This is a genomic window from Nitrosomonas sp. JL21 (assembly GCF_009833095.1).
Taxonomy (GTDB): domain Bacteria; phylum Pseudomonadota; class Gammaproteobacteria; order Burkholderiales; family Nitrosomonadaceae; genus Nitrosomonas.
Genome location: NZ_QRCB01000032.1, coordinates 1 through 16,858, shown reverse-complemented (window position 1 = coordinate 16,858; position 16,858 = coordinate 1). Strand labels below are relative to the sequence as shown.

At 46.8% G+C, this 16,858-nt stretch carries 19 protein-coding genes and 1 tRNA gene; 9 read left to right on the top strand and 11 right to left on the bottom strand.

Annotated elements, in window-relative coordinates; genetic code table 11:
* Positions 1-92: 92 nt before the first annotated feature.
* The 9 genes from ABF87_RS10615 to ABF87_RS10575 all read left to right on the top strand — a co-directional run bounded on the left by ABF87_RS10615 (position 93) and on the right by ABF87_RS10575 (position 8,283).
* Positions 93-1,241 (top strand): hypothetical protein, encoded by a 1,149-nt coding sequence (locus ABF87_RS10615; RefSeq protein WP_160829102.1) that lies wholly within the window; start codon positions 93-95, stop codon positions 1,239-1,241.
* Between the two features lie 32 nt (positions 1,242-1,273).
* The gene (locus tag ABF87_RS10610) at positions 1,274-2,143 is read left to right on the top strand and encodes a hypothetical protein (protein WP_160829101.1); all 870 of its coding nucleotides are present in this window, start codon (positions 1,274-1,276) and stop codon (positions 2,141-2,143) included.
* 5 nt (positions 2,144-2,148) lie between these two features.
* Positions 2,149-3,900, top strand: a complete 1,752-nt coding sequence (locus ABF87_RS10605) for a type IV secretory system conjugative DNA transfer family protein (RefSeq protein ID WP_160829100.1) — start codon at positions 2,149-2,151, stop codon at positions 3,898-3,900.
* 9 nt (positions 3,901-3,909) lie between these two features.
* Positions 3,910-4,194 carry a hypothetical protein gene (locus tag ABF87_RS10600; protein ID WP_160829099.1) on the top strand — a complete coding sequence of 95 codons (285 nt, stop codon included), beginning with the start codon at positions 3,910-3,912 and terminating at the stop codon, positions 4,192-4,194.
* Between the two features lie 27 nt (positions 4,195-4,221).
* A complete protein-coding gene (locus ABF87_RS10595) occupies positions 4,222-4,530 on the top strand; it encodes a hypothetical protein (RefSeq protein ID WP_205012687.1) in 309 nt (102 codons plus the stop codon).
* On the top strand, positions 4,514-4,969 hold the full coding sequence (locus tag ABF87_RS10590; RefSeq protein WP_160829098.1) for a hypothetical protein: 456 nt from the start codon (positions 4,514-4,516) through the stop codon (positions 4,967-4,969). Before ABF87_RS10595 ends, ABF87_RS10590 begins: the two co-directional genes overlap by 17 nt.
* A gap of 157 nt (positions 4,970-5,126) precedes the next feature.
* Positions 5,127-5,444: a hypothetical protein gene (locus ABF87_RS10585; protein ID WP_160829097.1), complete on the top strand. Its 318-nt coding sequence runs from the start codon at positions 5,127-5,129 to the stop codon at positions 5,442-5,444.
* Positions 5,437-6,963, top strand: coding sequence for a recombinase family protein (locus ABF87_RS10580; RefSeq protein ID WP_160829096.1), 1,527 nt, complete (start codon positions 5,437-5,439; stop codon positions 6,961-6,963). Before ABF87_RS10585 ends, ABF87_RS10580 begins: the two co-directional genes overlap by 8 nt.
* Positions 6,964-7,305: 342 nt before the next feature.
* Positions 7,306-8,283, top strand: coding sequence for a hypothetical protein (locus ABF87_RS10575; protein ID WP_160829095.1), 978 nt, complete (start codon positions 7,306-7,308; stop codon positions 8,281-8,283).
* A 90-nt stretch (positions 8,284-8,373) separates the two neighbouring features.
* Here ABF87_RS10575 and ABF87_RS10570 read toward each other — a convergent pair whose 3' ends face one another.
* The 11 genes from ABF87_RS10570 to ABF87_RS10520 all read right to left on the bottom strand — a co-directional run bounded on the left by ABF87_RS10570 (position 8,374) and on the right by ABF87_RS10520 (position 16,509).
* Complete coding sequence (locus tag ABF87_RS10570; RefSeq protein ID WP_160829094.1) at positions 8,374-8,733, bottom strand: transcriptional regulator; 360 nt, start codon at positions 8,731-8,733, stop codon at positions 8,374-8,376.
* A 15-nt stretch (positions 8,734-8,748) separates the two neighbouring features.
* Positions 8,749-9,051 (bottom strand): type II toxin-antitoxin system HigB family toxin, encoded by a 303-nt coding sequence (locus tag ABF87_RS10565; protein ID WP_160829093.1) that lies wholly within the window; start codon positions 9,049-9,051, stop codon positions 8,749-8,751.
* A 36-nt stretch (positions 9,052-9,087) separates the two neighbouring features.
* The gene (locus ABF87_RS10560) at positions 9,088-10,173 is read right to left on the bottom strand and encodes a DUF3596 domain-containing protein (RefSeq protein WP_160829092.1); all 1,086 of its coding nucleotides are present in this window, start codon (positions 10,171-10,173) and stop codon (positions 9,088-9,090) included.
* Positions 10,149-10,343 (bottom strand): MerR family transcriptional regulator, encoded by a 195-nt coding sequence (locus ABF87_RS10555; protein ID WP_107802992.1) that lies wholly within the window; start codon positions 10,341-10,343, stop codon positions 10,149-10,151. Before ABF87_RS10555 ends, ABF87_RS10560 begins: the two co-directional genes overlap by 25 nt.
* Complete coding sequence (locus ABF87_RS10550; RefSeq protein WP_160829091.1) at positions 10,340-10,762, bottom strand: hypothetical protein; 423 nt, start codon at positions 10,760-10,762, stop codon at positions 10,340-10,342. Before ABF87_RS10550 ends, ABF87_RS10555 begins: the two co-directional genes overlap by 4 nt.
* Positions 10,763-10,839: 77 nt before the next feature.
* Positions 10,840-11,112 (bottom strand): hypothetical protein, encoded by a 273-nt coding sequence (locus tag ABF87_RS10545; RefSeq protein ID WP_160829090.1) that lies wholly within the window; start codon positions 11,110-11,112, stop codon positions 10,840-10,842.
* A complete protein-coding gene (locus tag ABF87_RS10540; RefSeq protein WP_240143636.1) occupies positions 11,090-12,808 on the bottom strand; it encodes a replication endonuclease in 1,719 nt (572 codons plus the stop codon). The genes ABF87_RS10545 and ABF87_RS10540 overlap by 23 nt, the downstream gene beginning before the upstream one ends.
* A 113-nt stretch (positions 12,809-12,921) precedes the next feature.
* Positions 12,922-13,013 (bottom strand) — tRNA-Ser (locus ABF87_RS10535).
* An 86-nt stretch (positions 13,014-13,099) separates the two neighbouring features.
* Positions 13,100-13,567 carry an MEKHLA domain-containing protein gene (locus tag ABF87_RS10530; protein WP_160829089.1) on the bottom strand — a complete coding sequence of 156 codons (468 nt, stop codon included), beginning with the start codon at positions 13,565-13,567 and terminating at the stop codon, positions 13,100-13,102.
* A 13-nt stretch (positions 13,568-13,580) separates the two neighbouring features.
* On the bottom strand, positions 13,581-14,597 hold the full coding sequence (locus tag ABF87_RS10525) for a PstS family phosphate ABC transporter substrate-binding protein (protein ID WP_160829088.1): 1,017 nt from the start codon (positions 14,595-14,597) through the stop codon (positions 13,581-13,583).
* A 166-nt stretch (positions 14,598-14,763) separates the two neighbouring features.
* Positions 14,764-16,509 (bottom strand): porin, encoded by a 1,746-nt coding sequence (locus ABF87_RS10520; protein ID WP_160829087.1) that lies wholly within the window; start codon positions 16,507-16,509, stop codon positions 14,764-14,766.
* Positions 16,510-16,858: the final 349 nt, after the last annotated feature.

Here is a 16,858-nt window from a genome sequence, read left to right as displayed (position 1 = left end):
GCTTTATTAAAAAAATGAGTACAAAAATGAAAGATTATTTATTAAGCGAATTTCATCGTCATCATGCGAAATTGAACAGGCCCCTTCAAACAATGCTAAGTACTCTTTTGGCACTATGTAAGGAAGCGGAAAATATCAAATCCCGGCTTAAAATTCCTTCGATTGCCTGGAATCAGAGCATTACTCAAAAGCTCGACAGCATCATCACCCAAGCTGAAAGAACGCTTGAGCAAAAAGCCCACACACTTCATCAGGCATTACAAGCCGAGAAGGCATTCAGTGTCACCCATAACTTAATCGATAAATCCGTTACACCAAATCCGGTCATTTCCCTACTGTTGATGGGCATTTGCTTGTTCATTGACGCAGGAGTGAACAGTTCATTCCTGTATAACGCTCACATGGTCAGCGGGCCATTCGCAGCTTTGCTTGTCAGTTTTTTGATTTCGCTGACAAACGTAGTGCTAGCTGTCGGTGGAGGTTATTACATCGGACGCTTCTTGAATTACGGCATACGCAGCACGGATGTCGATACGCAGGAAATTAAAATCGTAAGGGGTCGCGCTAAATGGCAGTTCAAAGTCTTTATCGCTGTGATGGCTTTTTTTATTCTGACTGTAGGATTAGTCAGATCAACGGAATCTCTGGACAAAATCGGTCACTCACTCTCGCATTACCATGAATTGATAGTAACGCCTGAAGCTGTTTTTCTTGTTCTACTCAACATCTGCATCGCAGTCTTTTCGTTCCATAAAGGAAAAACTGGATTCAGTCACCCTTACGGCGATTACAGTACATATCAGCAGAGCGTTACCGCCGCTCATGACGATCTGCATCAATTTTATCAAGATTATGTAGAGGAAATCGAAGATGCCTGCGCTGACGTAGAAGACGATGCGCAAGCATCGGTATCTGCTCAAGCAAAAGAAATCAAGGAATACAACAAGAAGGTCACGGAATGCCACCAATTATCTCGCGAGCTTGAAGAAGCAACGCGTGCCGCTGAAAACGAATTTTTGGCTGCGGCAAACCGGATAGTACATACCCATTCTGTTCTTGAAGGCAAAGACATTTCTGTTCCAGAGGGATTGCTCAATCATTTCTCTTTTAACGATGCAAGTGGCATCGAGTTACCCGAGTTTTACCATGCTTCATCCCGAAGCGAAAACAATCCTGCGCTGGCTAAAGCAAAAGCCGCCGCGCTCAAGCGATTGAGCGATGTGCTGAAACGGCATGCATAAGTTTATTAAATCTAATTTTCTAGGAGATTCCCATGAGACGAAGAAGCAAAAAACAAGATTTACCCAAAATCATCGCGTTGAGCGCAGTATTGGTTGCATGTACCGGAGCCATGGGTTACGCCGCATTCAGCACTTTCGGTCAACCAACACCCGATCAATACGGTTGTTTCGAGGATGTCAAACAACGCAACACTTTCGTGCTGTTCGATGCTAGCGAACCCCGGTTGAATATTGAGCAGCATCGCTCGGTGCGTGATTATCTGGACGAACTTTATGCCAATCTCGAATTCAATGAGCGCTTGAGCTTCATCACCACCGAAGGCGATGTGATCAGTTCTACGCCGAAAGCCCGTTTTCATGTCTGCGGTACGGCTAAAAATCCTGACGACCTCGATGAGATCGGTGCGCAAAGCGCATCGGCAGGATTTCTAAGAAAGCAAAAGCAACGGCTGTATAACAGTGTCTATGCCCCGCAGGTCGATGAGATGCTGTCGCCGACACCGGATGAATCGCGCAAGCAAGTTTCGCAGTCACCGATGCTGGAGATGGTCAAGAATGTTTCACACATGAAGGATTTCGTACCGGGCAGCCGCCTCATTGTACTGAGCGACCTGCTACAAAACTCCGAAACTGCGCAATTCTGCATCAAACAGAACCAGATGCCGCCATTTCGCGTTTTTCGCAAGCAAGAAAGCTATCAGCAACGGTTGATGCCACGCTCGCTGGAAAGTATCGAAGTCACGGTGCTTCTATTGCAACGCTATGGTTACGGCCACCCTAGCTACCTTAAATATTGTAAGAATGAAGAAGAATTGACCACCTTCTGGCGCGATTACTTTACTGGCAATGGCGCAATCAAACCTACGTTTATCCGTATTCGTGCAGGCCATACCGCCGGGTAAAAGCGATGGCCCGCCAATTTTCCAATCAACATTCAACCAGCCTGCTAACACTTTTTAGTATCACGGCAGCGCTGGTGTTGTGGGCAACCAATCTTAACCCGCCGCTATTACACGGTCGCATCGATTGGTTTTCAACGCTGATCTACTTCATGGCAGGACTGGCGTGTCTGCAAACCGTAATCCGTTCGCTTCAGAATCTTGCACACTACATCGATCTTTTCGCTAGCCATGAACCCACAGGACAAAAAGGCAGCGCCGCATGGGCCACAGTTAAAGAATTCAAAGACGGACTAACTAAAAATAATAGCGGGCCATTTTGGGGGCGGTTTGCAGGTAGTTCTTCACCCGCACTATTTTTTGATTTTGTTTCCAACGCCATGACGATTGCCCCTGCGGGTTCCGGCAAGGGCATATATACCGTCGTTACAAACATCATGAGTATTCGACACAGCAAAGTTATCCCAGATTTTAAGGGAGAACTACTTACTATGCTGAAATCCGCTTTGGAAAAACGCGGCGAAATCGTTCGAGTGCTTAATCCCGGCAATCTATGGTCGGAGATCATCGGATCAAGCAGCGATTCGTATAGCCCCTTAGATATCATTAGCGACGATCTGGCACGTCTCGGAGGTTTGCGAGATGTAATGGATGATTTGCGCGAGATGGCTGAGCAACTACTACCGGAACCAGAAGGTAAACAAACAGACAATTCTTATTTCCGGGAGGGAAGTAGATTACTAATTTCAAATGGTATTATTTTTGAGATCATGATTGATTTGTATGACGCAAAGCTTTCTTCCGTTGCGTTACTGCTAGAAAACCGCAAGCGTCTCGAAGATATGGCCCGATGGATTGCGGGTGTCGATATCGAAGACAAACCGCACCCGGATGGGCCTTTCCCTATCGAGCATACCGAATGGGCAAAGTTACACGATCCACGAGATGTCGCTGAATTCGCTGCACTGATCAGAGCAAGAGCAAGTAATATCCTTGCCTTGATGTCGAAGGATGGCCGTGCATTCGATAGTTTCATCACGGGAGCGCAGCAGGCTTTGGCAGTATTCGCTTTCGGACGCTTGGCACCAGCAATGGGTCGCTCGACCTTTAACATGCGTGATCTCAAGGAGGGCAAGAAGCCGACCACGCTTTTCATCGTAGCAGACAGTAGTCGTATGGAAGCGTTTAAGGGCTATATAGGATTGATGAAGTGGTGTTGCACGACGGCCATGAAACGTCACCCTGCCAAAGATCGGCCTGTTTATTTCATTCTGGACGAAGCCACGAATTACAAGATCAATGGGTTGGAGAGCTTGCTGACGTGGGGCAGATCGTATGGAATCCGCCTGCATCTGATCTTTCAGGATTTTGCAGCATTTGAGAGAACCTACGGCAAAACCGTGCTCGATACGCTACTCAGTGAAACGGAGATTAAACAGTTCCTGCCCGGCCAGCGCTCGCCTAAAACACTGGAAATGATTTCTAAACAAATGCTGGGTGAGCAATCGGTGATGGCAATGGGGGCCAATCGCTCCATCGAGCATCTGGGTTTGAATGAAACCATTAGTGAAGTAGGCCGACCGTTAGCTACGCCTGACGAAATCCGACGCATGAAGGAAGGTATTTTGTTCGTGCGCCAGTACCGCCCGATTTTATTTGAACCTGTGTCATACGCCGAGATCGAGCCATGGCGCAGCCAAGTAGGCATCAATCCATTTCACGGTAAACCCTTTCGCAAGAAAGTAAAACTTCGCCTTTAGGAGTCATTCATGAAAATGTATTCACCTCAAAAATTCCGTCCCTTTGCATGGCTGTCAGTGGGGCTACGAAGCACGGCTTATCTGCTGCGGCATTGGTTTTTGCTATCGATTGTTGTGCTGATGATCTCACCCATCGGGCCTCATCTATTGGTTTGGTACACCTACAAAGAATTTAACGGATACCGCGTCTATAACGATTGCTTGTATCTGGGTGGAGGCGGATTGATAGAGCTTGATTACAGTTACAGCGATTGCCCGGTGCTGGTGATCATCGACAGGCGAGACAAACATTAAATTTTTTTACAACGACAGGAGAAGAAAATGAGCAATAGAAATTCAAACGACACACCGAATGAAGCTACTCAATCCCATACAGGACGCAAACCCGACCAGATTGCTTATACGGTACGTGAAACAAGCGATGGCAAGGAATATTGGAACAGGGTTGGGGCGATGTGGAAACACAAAGATGGTCGGGGCTCTGAACTGGTACTGGACAGCATTCCGATGGATGGGCGCATTACGCTGCGCGAGCAACGCGACCAGCGTATGCAGGACTATCAGGATAAACGAAATAAACAGCAGCCTGTAAACAATACCCGAACCCGCGATCATGGGTACGAACGCTAATAAACGTTATGGCGACGAATTGTCGCCTAACACGACAAGCTTCTCGGGCAAGCACCCGGATTTTGCAAACGATGTACCTGACAGCTTTCGCAACGCTCCTTTGCAGCGCCGAGAATTCGATTATGTGCGTGATCCGTATATCGCCAAGCAATTGGAAGCAATGAAGTTAACCGAAGCGCAGCGGCGCGGCGAAAGTGAACGCGGCGGCGGATCGGAGATGGTAAAGCGGGATAAGCCGCATCCTGAGCTTCGCCCCGAGCATGAACAAGGCCCCATTCGCGAAACGTTCAACCGGGCATGGCTGAGCGAGCAGCGGGAAGCCCGGCTGAATGAACTGGCGCGGCAACGCGCAGAACGGCGGGAAAGCCCTGAGCATTCCATGCAGAGTGATCGTGAAGAAAACAGGGACTATCAGCATCAGCACGGGCCAGAGCGTTAAATAGTTCTGGAAATTGAATACACGAGGTACGTTTTTTATTGCGAGCTTTAAAAGAATATGTTCTCTTTTTGTTCGTGCTTTAGACGACAGGGAGGGACACGAAATTATGGATATATAACCATTTCAAGGCATGGCCTTGAAAGCTAAGGAGGCTAAGATGAGTAACAATACGACAGAACAGAACGAAAGCAAACAGGAAGCAATTCCTGTCCCCGTACTGGATTGCGAGGCATTTCGGGAAGACTTGGTTGATTGCGATCTCACAATTAAGGAGGAGAATGAATATCTGGCTATTCTGTGGGATATCATGCGCATGATGGTCGATCTCAATCTGGATATGGATGCGGTGCATATGCTGATGCCGCCTTCATTGTGTAAGGCATTTAATGATGAAGACGTTGTGGTAGAACAACCATCTAACCAAACTGAACCAGCCACTGAAAAGTCAAACGGCGAAAGGAGCAACCATGGCTAAAGCGGTGATTTATTGTCGGGTATCAACCAAGCGGCAGACGAAAGAAGGCGATGGGCTTGCTTCGCAAGCCACCCGTTGCCGGGAATTCGCCCGCTATCGCAATATGGAAGTGATCGAAGTGTTTCAAGATTCTCAATCCGGGTCGCTCATTGATCGGCCAGGCATGCAAACTATGCTCAAATACTTAAAGTCACATCGCAAAGACAACATTACGGTGATTATTGACGACTTGAGCCGCTTGGCACGTGGCGTTCAAGCACACATCACCTTGCGTACAGCAATTTCAAGTGTCGGTGCAAAACTAGCTTCGCCCAGCATCGAGTTCGGCGAAGACTCGGATTCAGTATTGGTTGAGCACCTGCTTGCAAGCGTATCGCAGCATCATCGGCAGAAAAACGCAGAGCAAACACGCAACAGAAGACGGGCACGTATGTTGAACGGTTATTGGGTGCATTTCGCGCCTATCGGATATAAGTACGCATCGAAACCCGGCCACGGCAAAGTTCTAGTAAGAAACGAGCCGCTTGCCAGTATCGTCGCAGAAGGACTGGAAGGTTATGCTAGCGGGCGCTTTGAGATCAGAGCGGAAGTGAAGCGCTTCTTTGAGCAATTTCCGGAGTTTCCTACAGATGCCAAGGGCGAAGTCAGTAACGAACATGTGAACCGGATTTTAAGCCGGGTGATTTATGCCGGACACATCCAATCGGACATCATGGATGTAACTTTGCGTCCGGCGCAAAACGAGCCGTTGATCTCGCTGGAAACCTATCAGAAAATTCAGAGCCGCATGCAGGAGAAACCCAAGATAGCAGCACGGAAGGATCTGAATGAAGATTTTCCGTTGAGAGGTGCCGTGCGTTGCAGCGATTGCGACAACCCGCTAACCGCGTGCTGGACGAAAGGACGCAGTAAACATTATCCGTACTACTATTGCTTTACCAAACGATGTGAGAGCTACGGCAAAGCCATTGCTCGCGAGAAGATCGAAGGGGAATTTGCAAGTCTGCTGCACCAGCTTGTGCCATCCGTTCCATTATTCAAAACCGCAACCAAGATGTTCGAGGTATGGTGGAATTATCGTCAGGCGCAAATTTCGCAGCGCGGGCAGTCGATGGAAAAAGAATTACGCAAGCTGGATCAATCTATAGAACAATTAATGGATAGGCTGATTGAAACGGATAGTCAGACGATGATCAAGGCGTATGAAAAACGGGTCAAGCAACTGGAGACCGATAAGGCCGTGTTGGTTGAAAAATCATCGCAGTCGCTGCGCCCGATGCGATCTTATGATGCGGCACTTAGAACCGCTCTGGATTTTATTGCAAGTCCTTATAAACTCTGGGATTCTGGTAGATTGTGTGACCGCCGCGCAGTGCTGAAACTGGCCTTTCCGGGTGGGTTCCAATATCACCGAAATACAGGACTTAGAACCGCTGAAACCCCATTACCATTCAAGGTGTTAGGGGCGATTACAAGTAATAAAATTCAGGTGGCGGAGAAGGCGGGATTCGAACCTTGATCTCTTACTGACATATCAACCATTTATCATTTTCCAGTGATGTTTTTGTGTCATTTCTTTGTATTTCAATCAAATCTTTAAAAACTCGTAAATCAGTTTAAACTCATTTGGTTAAAGCAGCAAGAAAAGTACGATAAACTGTGTAAATTTTTGCAATATAGGATGTTTTGGCACTTAATTAATGATGCAATTTTTCTTACATAAAAATTATTGAAAAACTAGAATTTTTTTATCGGAATGTCCTGGTAACTCTTGGGTTATTTGAACGGAAAAGCCTATCAATTTAAAGTAATCTCACACTATCCTACTTTAAAAGTAAATTAATTAGTCCATTTTTTCAATATGAAAAATATACGTTGGTTAATCCTATTCCTCACTTTAGTTAGCTCAAATTCATGGACAGAAGAACCTCTAGGAGGAGTGAAAAATAAAAATAACTTACATATTCAAGAAAAAGAACAAATAGGAACTGTAAATTTTCCTTTGTTTATTAAAGGAGAGATTCATTCAATTAAAAACGAAGAAGAGACCCGAGATGAAATGAAAGAACGAAAAGCTAAGTCAGAAACTGATGCAAAGCTTGTCGAATATACAGGATTACTTGCTCTTTTTACTTTTTTATTATTTTTTTTCACGGCTGCTTTGTGGTGGGTTACTTACCGGTTGAGTGTGGCTTCTAAAGAAGCTGGTGCAAGGCAAGCCGAAGAAATGGAAAAATCTCTAGCTATTGCTAAAGAAGCTGCTCAAGCCGCTATTAGCGGCAATGAATTGAATAAGAAAATTTTCATTTCTTCCCAACGACCGTGGGTAACTGTGCAAGAAATAATTCCCCGTAGTCCTCTTAATTTTAATGAACATGGGCTTGCCTTCACAATGATTGCTAGAAACGTGGGGCATTCCCCTGCAATTAATGTCAATATTTGTGCCGTTATGCACCTGTCCTATATAGGAAATATAAATGCCCATCAACTACATAAGAACATGAGAGAAGAGCTCGCACGTGAACGCAAGGAACTAGTTTCCAATGAGGTCGATTTGGGTCATCTGATTGTTCCAGGTGAGGAATTAGAAATTCAAGTCCGGGCTGGATACAGTTTGGCTGAATATCAAAAAGCAGCTCTAAATCATCCTTTCAGTGAAATCATTATACTTATAATTGGCCAAGTCAGTTATGGCTCTGGCCTCGACGAAAGTCAGTATGAAAGTGGTTTTATATTTTCAGTTCGCAGGCGTGGAGGTGCTGGGATTTTATTTGATGATAGCAACATGCCCATTGAGGTAGAAATTAGACGGTTCAGTTCTGGCTTCTATACTACCTAATGAGGCATTAAAAAGGACCGTTCTACTTCAATTTCGCGAGTTATTAAAGGGAAAAATCAGGATTGAAGAGTAATGGTCGGTGTAAAAAAATTAAACGGATTGTTTTAGCAATGACTCAGCAGGGATGCCTAGTTCCTGATGTAGTTTCTGAATCATTCGTAGCGTTAGTGCACGTTTGCGATTGAGCACTTCATATACGCGATTGCTTTTTCCAATCATGGGTTCAAGGTCTTTAATGGTTAAGCCTTTCTGTTCCATTTCAAACTTGATGGCTTCGACAGGATCGGGAAGATCGAGCGGAAAATGTTTGCGCTCATAGGCTTCGATCAGCGTAACCAGAATGTCCAGTTTTTCACCTTCAGGTGTATTTGGTTCGGCCATCATGAGTAATTCCACTTCTTTCAGTGCTGCGCGGTAGTCAGCATCGGTTTTAATGGGTTTGATGTTCATGTTTTCTTCCCGGTACTAAATCTTTTGTGCATCGATCTGATCGTATTGGGCATGGGTGCCTATGAAACGGATATAAACGATGTTGTATGCATAGTTAATCCATACTACTAGCCGGTATTTATTCCCGGCTATGTTGAATACGACTCTGCCGTCTTTGAGAATACTTGCACTTTTAAAATCTGCTTTCACTTCTGCGGGTGTTGTCCAGTTTGCCTTTAATGCATGCCGGTACCAAGCAAGCGCTGGTTGAATTGCATCGCTATAAGACGAGTTTTCTTCCCAGAAGGCTTTCAACGTCGACAGCGCAATAATTCTCATGAGTGGGATGATAGTCCCATATTGGGACTTTGGCAATTATTTTGATTGTGGAATCCACCGCCCATAAACTTTGATGATCATTCCCCAGTCTTTATGCCCCATCTGACTTGCAACCCATAAGGGTTTTTCGCCTCTGGATAGCAGCATTGATGCGAAGGTGTGTCGCGTTTGGTAGGGGTTGCGGTATTTGATGTTTGCTTTCTTTAGTGCCGGAATCCAGACCTTCTTGCGAATCGGTTGATCATCTCGCCAGGGTTGATTTGTGTCTGGATCGTGAAAAACGGTTTGGTTTTGTGTTCTGGTGAAAGTTTGTTGAGTGAGGAGCGCTTCTTTCGCTTGTGGCTGAAGCGTGACTTCCCGTTTCCCCGATTTGGTTTTTGTTGTTTTGAATTGTCCGCGAACATAGGCGCTTGTGACAAATATTCGGTTGTTTTCAAAGTCGACATCTGGCCAACGCAGGGCTATTAATTCTGAAGTTCTGAGACCTGAGTAAAATGCGAACTGAATCAGGTTTTTTGCTTGGCCGGTGAGTTCATGCAGGATTTTTGTTACTTCTTCTTGTGTGAACGGTTCAGGTTCACGGGTTTTGGTGGGAAGATTCTTAACCCTTTGCAGTGGATTCTTATCGATGATTTCTTCATGGTACAGCTCATCGAACATTTGACGAAGCGGAATCAAAATATTGCCTTTTCGTTTGCTGGAGCAGGGGAGTATGGATAACCATTCTTTAACCTTGCTCGCGGTCAATTCAGAAATGGTCAGTTCGCCAAAAGCGGGAAGCAAATGATAATAAATCGCGCTGTTATAGTCTTGCAGCGTACTTTTCTGCAATTTAGTTTGGTTGCGTTGCAGCCAGCTGATCATGGCTTCTTTAATCGTGTAGAGATCAGCGCGGGTTTTTCTGAATTCCTTGGCTTTCCTGCTATGCGGGAAGTGCTTTGAGTAGTCAAACGTACCCATACTGATTTCATACAGGATGGCTTGACGCTTAAGAACCAGTTCCTTTTGTGCGGCTTTGGTCGGCGGAATAGAGATCGTCTCGCGGCAGCGCACGCCCTGATAGGTGAAGGCGATCTGGGCGCTATTCCCTCTGATCGTTATGCCTCGATGCCTTGCATCCATGCGTAAGCTGCCTTTGCGATGATGAAGATTCGGCCGTTTGGCGCTTTGTTCCAGTGAATTTTGTATCGCCATTGTCCTTTCTTTATATATTGGCGGATGGCTTCTTCAGTCAAGCCGGTTAATTCAGCAAACTTCTTGATCGTTACCAGTATATGTTCGGAATGGTTCATTTCTTTTCCTCTCCGTCACTACCGGCAATATGCTTAGCCACGTGCTTTTCTACTTCCGCTTGATTGTCGATTAAACCCTTATCTGCCACTTTTCGTTTACCCATGACTACCGCCCAGAAACTGCCGAGCTTTTCGGTGATGGCATAACCGATGCTTTTTTTCTGGCCGAAATCTGTGATTTCAGGACAAAGGTTTTTGAATTCAATGCCGAGCACTTTTTCGTATTTACGGTAAGTGGCTGGATTGTGCAAAATCTTGAGCACGCGCCACCCAAAAAATTGACCTAACACCAGTGCACCCAATGCGCTTTCAAGTGTTGTGCCAACGCCGCGAAATTCCCTCATATTCCGGAGTATTCTTTGTTCCGTCTCTTCATCAAGAATAAGCAGTCTTTGCGGTTTTACAGTTTCACCTTTCATAATCAGTAGTGTCTCTTAAAATATATAGGAGTTATGATAATACACTACTGTTTATGACAGTCAATATGATGTTTGTCCTATTCGTCGATCAGCTTTACTTGGGCATAGAACTCTGTTTTGGTGAATTGACGCATCTCATCATAGAACTTGATGACGATCTCGATTTGATCGTTAAGTGCTAGAACCCCGCAGATATGGCCGATCTGCGTGATACTATATTTCTGGCCGGGTTGGCGCTCGTCCTTTTTGAATACGGCCAGACGGTAAATCAAGGACACGGCTTCATCTAATGTAAAAGGATTCATAATGTCGTTTATCGGGTCTTTTTTAATGTTGAGGTGTGTTTTCATGGGTGGCCTCCGGATGATAAAAAAGGGTTGGTACAGTTATTGATACAAGTCCAAGTCCAAGAGAACCAGCTTCGCCGTGCCATTGCGTGCGCTCGGCTTGCGCCTCGCTCCGTAATGTCACGTCCTCGCTCTCAATTTTGAATAGTGTCCAAACATGTTTGCGCGTGCATATATTCATGCCTTTCCAAACAATGCCTGAGACGCGCAAGGCGGCTATATCGCCGTAGCGGCTAGTAGCTGGAGAATATGTCTCTCCAGTCATAGAATTGAATTGTTTACTCGAATCATAGAATGGCTTGATAGTGAGCTGGTTGTGCGGGGTTTCAGGATTGCCCATCGCGAGCGTGAATGCTGCCCAGTCGTTAGCAGTTGCTGATAATCGGATGTTTTCCAACTCGGGATCATCAGATTTATCTAATTTTCTTAGTTGACGCCATACGGTCACACTAGGGCCGCCGATCTGCTGGAACTGGCGGATACCCCAGGTGTTGGCCCAAGCATTTATTCGTTCGGCAGCGCTGGCAGCATCATTGCCGTATAAGTCATGCTCTAGCTTATAGCCGTCAATGTTTTTAGAAATGTACTTGGCAATATAACCGGCAGCAGTTCCTTTGGTAGGATCAATGGCGACAGCTTTAAAGCGACGCTCCAATGCTCCTGGCTCGCTGCCATTATCCATCATTGCATAATGGCTCATAATCTTGCGTACCAACTGGCGATGCTGTTCAGGCATGAACAACAGCAAATGCCAATGCGGCGTGCCGTCGTGATGCGGTTCGACAACGCGGAAGCCATAAGGTCGAATGTCTTTCCTATCAAACTCAGCACGGATCAGCGTCCATAGGTGAGTTAAATACTGGTGTGCTTGTAAAATGGAGGTGCCGTCATGACGGGGGTTATCGGAACCAGTATGTAAATAGGCATGCATGCGGGAAGGGGTCGTAAGTGTATAAAATTCTCCAATGTGTCCCAGATGTTCGGCTGCCGTCTCAAAACCGCGGATGCGTGTCATTAATTCGGCACGGCGAACGGCTGGATTAGATACCGAACGCTCGGCTAGGTTTTGCAGGGAAAAAATCTCGCCGTTTTGGTTGCTTACAAAGGTAGAGGCTAAATACTCGCGGTTGCGCTCCTTTTGTTTGCGTTTAACATGAATGGTGTAATCGCTCGCATACGTGCCGCGCAGTTGATTGACCAGTCCGATATTGCGCGAAATATTTTCAATCTTGCGCAGTCGCAGTATTTTGATCCTACGATGCCACCAATGGCGATCGCACATCCGATTCAAGACAGGCTCAAGATTTTCGTCTTTGAGGGCGGGGCGACCTACTTGGTAATGATCGACAATGCGCAAGCAGGCTTGATAGGCAGCGGAGGCAGATTCTGAACGGTTTCGCGCTGTTTGGCATTTTACGGCGAAACGCTTCGCGGCCTCGAACAATTCATCATTATCACTGCAAAGATTTAAATCCTCAATGCGAAGCTGATGATAAATATCCTGAAGTTCATGATTGGCTTGTTCGAAACTTTCGCGCTCGGCGGTTTTGACATAGCAAGCAGCCAAATCCCCGGCAAGCGGGTAAAGCTCGGTGAAAATATGCTGGCGCATGCGGCGGCATTTTTCTGTGCCGTAGGCTGCCGTTCGTTCATCGGCAAAAACAACTTGTGGCAAATTTGTGTCATTTTTGTGCCACAACCGAGGCTTCTGGAGACCTGTCGAGACTAATCGGTCATTTGTTGAAATACAACTAAGGCCCTGTTTATTATGGGTCTTAGTTGGTCTTGAGTGGTCTGGATTAGACCTTGAACTGGCGGAGAAGGCGGGATTCGAACCCGCGGTACGGTTTGAGCCGTACACACGCTTTCCAGGCGTGCACCTTCAGCCGCTCGGTCACTTCTCCGGATTATCAATCGGCAGGGGGCCAAGAATAAACCAGTTCTACAATTCGGGCAAATTTGTTTTTTGATGCGATTTTGGTAAAACCGGTCAGCTTAAAAATTGCCAGGTGTTGAACGTTGCTCCTTGGCCGATCGTCGCGCCCTGAGGCTCATGAATGTTCCAAATGATCGCTTTATTAATCAGGAAGCGCTGTCCCGTGCTGGCAATCCGGATGCCGCGATAATTGGAGATGTGGCCTTGAGTTTTGGCCAGTTCCAGCATACGTTCGCGTTCTTCGCGGTTGGGCGCCTCGGCAGTCAAGCGCGAGGGAACTCGCGTAAATTGCTGCCAATCCATCGTCCATAAACTGAGCGCCATCTGGTTGCCGTAATTTAAAATCGGATCAAGCTCAATCCCGTGCGATACAACCACGAAATTGCTGTTGAACAAGCGCTCGGCTTGTTGCAAAGGCGCGCCATCGCGCTCTATGAGCTCTTGCCCGAGCCAGTGCGCGTAGCTATCGAGCAAATATTGGCACCACTGCGCGGTGCGGGGATTATTCCAGTCATGGGGCATGATTTTTTGATTATCAATGATGCTCAAATTCGAGCCGGCCTTCACGCCGGATTAAATCATCAATCGTGAGTCCAACTGCGGATATGCCGTCGAATACCGTTCCGACTCTTTTCTTATTGAAGTGCTCCAGCATGGTGGCATAGGCTCTCGGTGGCAAGGAGAAGAATTTGACTTCCTTGACAATCAGTAGGGCATTTTTCATATAGAATTCAACAAATTCTTTCACCTCGGTTTTCTCAGCCGCCTGGATATTGACATAAATAAAAATGGGACGCGAGAGCGGCTGATAACTGCCATTTTCGACGGTTTCGACCGAAGGTAAAACCGCACCTGTGCCATTATTGATCGCTACTGCCGCAACTTTATCCTGATTCTCGATGTAATACGCAAAATTGAAGAATCCGAGAGCATTTTTCTCGGCAGCGACAGCATCGATCAACGTGGTGTGATTTTCCGATTGGGTAAAATCAGTACGGCTTGACCTGGCCTTGCCGATAATGGCCTCGGTAAAATAATCGTATGTGCCCGAGTCGATATCTGCGCCATATAGTTTGATACTTTCATCGGGCCAGGTAGGGTTGATTTGACTCCACCGAGTGATTCTACCTTGCGCGGCAGGTTCCCAGATTTTTTTTAATTCAGCCACTGTCATTGCCTTAGTCCAACTGTTGGCCGGATTGATTGCCACGGTGACGGCATCAAAAGCGACTGGTATTTCAACATATTGCACGCGTGCATTTTTGCATTCTTTGATCTCATGCTTAAGAATAGGGCGGGAAGCATTCACGATATCGATCTCTCCGCGGCAGAATTTGCGGAAGCCACCGCTACTGCCCGAGATGTTAACTGAGGTTTTGATGGTATTTTTTTTTGCGGCCTCAAATTTGTCTGCTACGGCTTTAGTGATCGGATAGACGGTGCTGGAGCCATCGATAAGGATGACCGGTTGTGCATCGGCATTGCCGGAGCCGCTGATAAACAGCCATAGGGCAATCAATGCGCTCAGTTGCGTAAGACGTTGTCGAAACATGTCACTCTCCCTGTGAGGTGATAGGAAAATTTTAATCCGTGGTTCTCTGACAACAGTATGTTGAGATACGAATCTTCGTGCAAGATGAAACCAAAAGCTCCAGAGTTCCTGAATAGATCGGGAGTTCGATAGTAATCTGAATTCCCGATCAATCATTGTCCTGACTTTAGAAGTCAATCGTCCATTGCGTCAAGAATGCGCTGAAATCCGCATTATTCCAGCCATTGGTGCGAGCTCCTGCGCCCCCTGAATATCCTTCGGTGTTGGTAATGGGCGTTCTTGCCGTGTTGATATCGAGCATATGGACGACGTTTGCCTGAAATTTGACATTCGAATGCGGGTACCAATTCAAGCCAAATCTGAGCATATCGGCGCGGCCGCCGTTGATGACGCCGGAATTCATATCGATATAGTCATACCCGACGGCAATTTCCCATGCTCCCCAACCAGTACCGTTCAATTGGAACGGGCGATGAGGCTTGATGCGGTTAGCAGCGCCATTTCGAACGTGGTAAGCGCGTGATTCACCCGTTAGGAAGTAACTGACATAGCCGTAATAGCCCGTCAAATGCTCGCCGTCATAACCCACGCCATTGATATTGGTGCGAAGAAATTCACCCTGTGCAGAGAATGGTCCATAGACGAACCAGCCTTCGGCGCCATAGCGATCATAGCTGGTGACTTGGCGCCGATTCGGATCATTCAAAGCGCCAGAACTCAAGTTGCCGGTATTGAGGATGTTGGTGCGATCGACGTTGGTGCCGGGAAATGCGAAGAATGACATGCCTCCGCCCCCGCCAGTCTGCCCTTCACCGACCATCGTGCCGTCGGCGCGGTATTGGGTATTGACATCGGTATGACCTGCTGAGATGCCGACGTGCATGAACTTGGTGTCGTCGATCATCCACGGCCTGCCGCTGATGCGACCGATACCTTGCCAGCCGCTGTCACCGGAACCGTTGTTGCGATTCTGATTGCCGTTGGCATTCACCGATGTGGATGCGGATGACCAGGAGCCGATCGGTTCAGTCTGAAAGGCCAGGCCGGTTTGCCAGCGCTTCACTGCATAATTGAGGCCGATCCCGGTTTTGTAGGTATTGGGGTTGTCCACGAAGCTGTTGACTGACATATGGCGTTCAATGAAGGTCAGATAGCGATTGCTTGCGGCTTCTTCCAAACTGAAGGGTTCTTTGAATGACCCCACTTTGTACGACAGCGCATCGGTATGATTCAGGCGTACGAAAGCATCGGTAATGCCGGCACCGACCGAGCCATTGCCCCGGCTGAAGTCATATTCGAATTTATAGTCCCAGATTTTGAAGAAGGTGCCTTCAACCCCCAGACGCGCGCGGCGGATATTCATACCGCTGTTTAGCTCATTGGCGGTGTTGGTCCCGAATGCCGGGTCGGGATCGTTGATGAAATTGTATTGTGAAGCAGGCTGTATCCGGCCGTTGAGGGCAATGGAAAAATTCCCATCCTTGGTTGCCCAATGCAAGCCGCGGTCATCAAAGGTGCCGTGTATTTTCTCGACTTCCTTCATGCGTTCTTCGAGCACTGACACATGATTCTTGAGCTGCTCTTTCTCGGCCTTTTCACGTATTCTTGCAAGCCGGTCGCTGGCAGCTTTACCGCTCTCGACCACGTCAGAAGTACTTTGGGTGGGGGGCGATTCAGCCATTTCAGGCTGTAGCGCAGGCTTTGCAGCAGTTTTGGAAGGAGCGGGTGATCTCTTTGAGGTTGATGCTTTTTCTTCCTTGACATACGAACCCATGTGAACCCGACCAGGACCGGGTTCGGCAAAGATTTGCTTGGTTTTCGTGTCCACATATAAATCCAGCGCGTAAGCGTTGGGTATGAAGCATAGCGGTATTGCAGCGACGATCGCCAGAAAAAACCTGAATGATTGCATGGTGTGTTTTTGATCCAGAGTTTAAAAAGTGAGTCATATGAAGACTGGCAATCGTTATAAAGGAAGAATGTTACAGTTTCGTGACAATGACTTTTTATTGCATCTACTGCGCTATGGCCGGTTAATCAATAAAAGCAGTGGATCAATCAGCAGCGTTAGCCTGCCAGTTTCAACGCTTTTTTGATCAGTGCGCAGTTTCTCGAAATTCTCCCCGGATTTTCGCTGGGAACTTTCATTCAGAAAGGATCTGTCTAACTATTGTTAGCGAGATTTATTTATTCTCACTAATCATCTTATTAGATAACTGATTAATAAGGAGGAATTAAAATGGCAACAACGTATGGCACAA

What these genes read in the sequence shown, in the direction of transcription:
- ABF87_RS10555 (WP_107802992.1), bottom strand. Translation starts at nt 10,343, where the DNA reads ATGAACCATTCCGAACATATACTGGTAACGATCAAGAAGTTTGCTGAA.
- ABF87_RS10590 (WP_160829098.1), top strand. Translation starts at nt 4,514, where the DNA reads ATGGGTACGAACGCTAATAAACGTTATGGCGACGAATTGTCGCCTAAC.
- ABF87_RS10595 (WP_205012687.1), top strand. Translation starts at nt 4,222, where the DNA reads ATGAGCAATAGAAATTCAAACGACACACCGAATGAAGCTACTCAATCC.
- ABF87_RS10560 (WP_160829092.1), bottom strand. Translation starts at nt 10,173, where the DNA reads ATGGATGCAAGGCATCGAGGCATAACGATCAGAGGGAATAGCGCCCAG.
- ABF87_RS10610 (WP_160829101.1), top strand. Translation starts at nt 1,274, where the DNA reads ATGAGACGAAGAAGCAAAAAACAAGATTTACCCAAAATCATCGCGTTG.
- ABF87_RS10585 (WP_160829097.1), top strand. Translation starts at nt 5,127, where the DNA reads ATGAGTAACAATACGACAGAACAGAACGAAAGCAAACAGGAAGCAATT.
- ABF87_RS10575 (WP_160829095.1), top strand. Translation starts at nt 7,306, where the DNA reads ATGAAAAATATACGTTGGTTAATCCTATTCCTCACTTTAGTTAGCTCA.
- ABF87_RS10520 (WP_160829087.1), bottom strand. Translation starts at nt 16,509, where the DNA reads ATGCAATCATTCAGGTTTTTTCTGGCGATCGTCGCTGCAATACCGCTA.
- ABF87_RS10605 (WP_160829100.1), top strand. Translation starts at nt 2,149, where the DNA reads ATGGCCCGCCAATTTTCCAATCAACATTCAACCAGCCTGCTAACACTT.
- ABF87_RS10580 (WP_160829096.1), top strand. Translation starts at nt 5,437, where the DNA reads ATGGCTAAAGCGGTGATTTATTGTCGGGTATCAACCAAGCGGCAGACG.
- ABF87_RS10525 (WP_160829088.1), bottom strand. Translation starts at nt 14,597, where the DNA reads ATGTTTCGACAACGTCTTACGCAACTGAGCGCATTGATTGCCCTATGG.
- ABF87_RS10565 (WP_160829093.1), bottom strand. Translation starts at nt 9,051, where the DNA reads ATGAGAATTATTGCGCTGTCGACGTTGAAAGCCTTCTGGGAAGAAAAC.
- ABF87_RS10530 (WP_160829089.1), bottom strand. Translation starts at nt 13,567, where the DNA reads ATGCCCCATGACTGGAATAATCCCCGCACCGCGCAGTGGTGCCAATAT.
- ABF87_RS10615 (WP_160829102.1), top strand. Translation starts at nt 93, where the DNA reads ATGCTAAGTACTCTTTTGGCACTATGTAAGGAAGCGGAAAATATCAAA.
- ABF87_RS10550 (WP_160829091.1), bottom strand. Translation starts at nt 10,762, where the DNA reads ATGAAAGGTGAAACTGTAAAACCGCAAAGACTGCTTATTCTTGATGAA.
- ABF87_RS10570 (WP_160829094.1), bottom strand. Translation starts at nt 8,733, where the DNA reads ATGAACATCAAACCCATTAAAACCGATGCTGACTACCGCGCAGCACTG.
- ABF87_RS10545 (WP_160829090.1), bottom strand. Translation starts at nt 11,112, where the DNA reads ATGAAAACACACCTCAACATTAAAAAAGACCCGATAAACGACATTATG.
- ABF87_RS10600 (WP_160829099.1), top strand. Translation starts at nt 3,910, where the DNA reads ATGAAAATGTATTCACCTCAAAAATTCCGTCCCTTTGCATGGCTGTCA.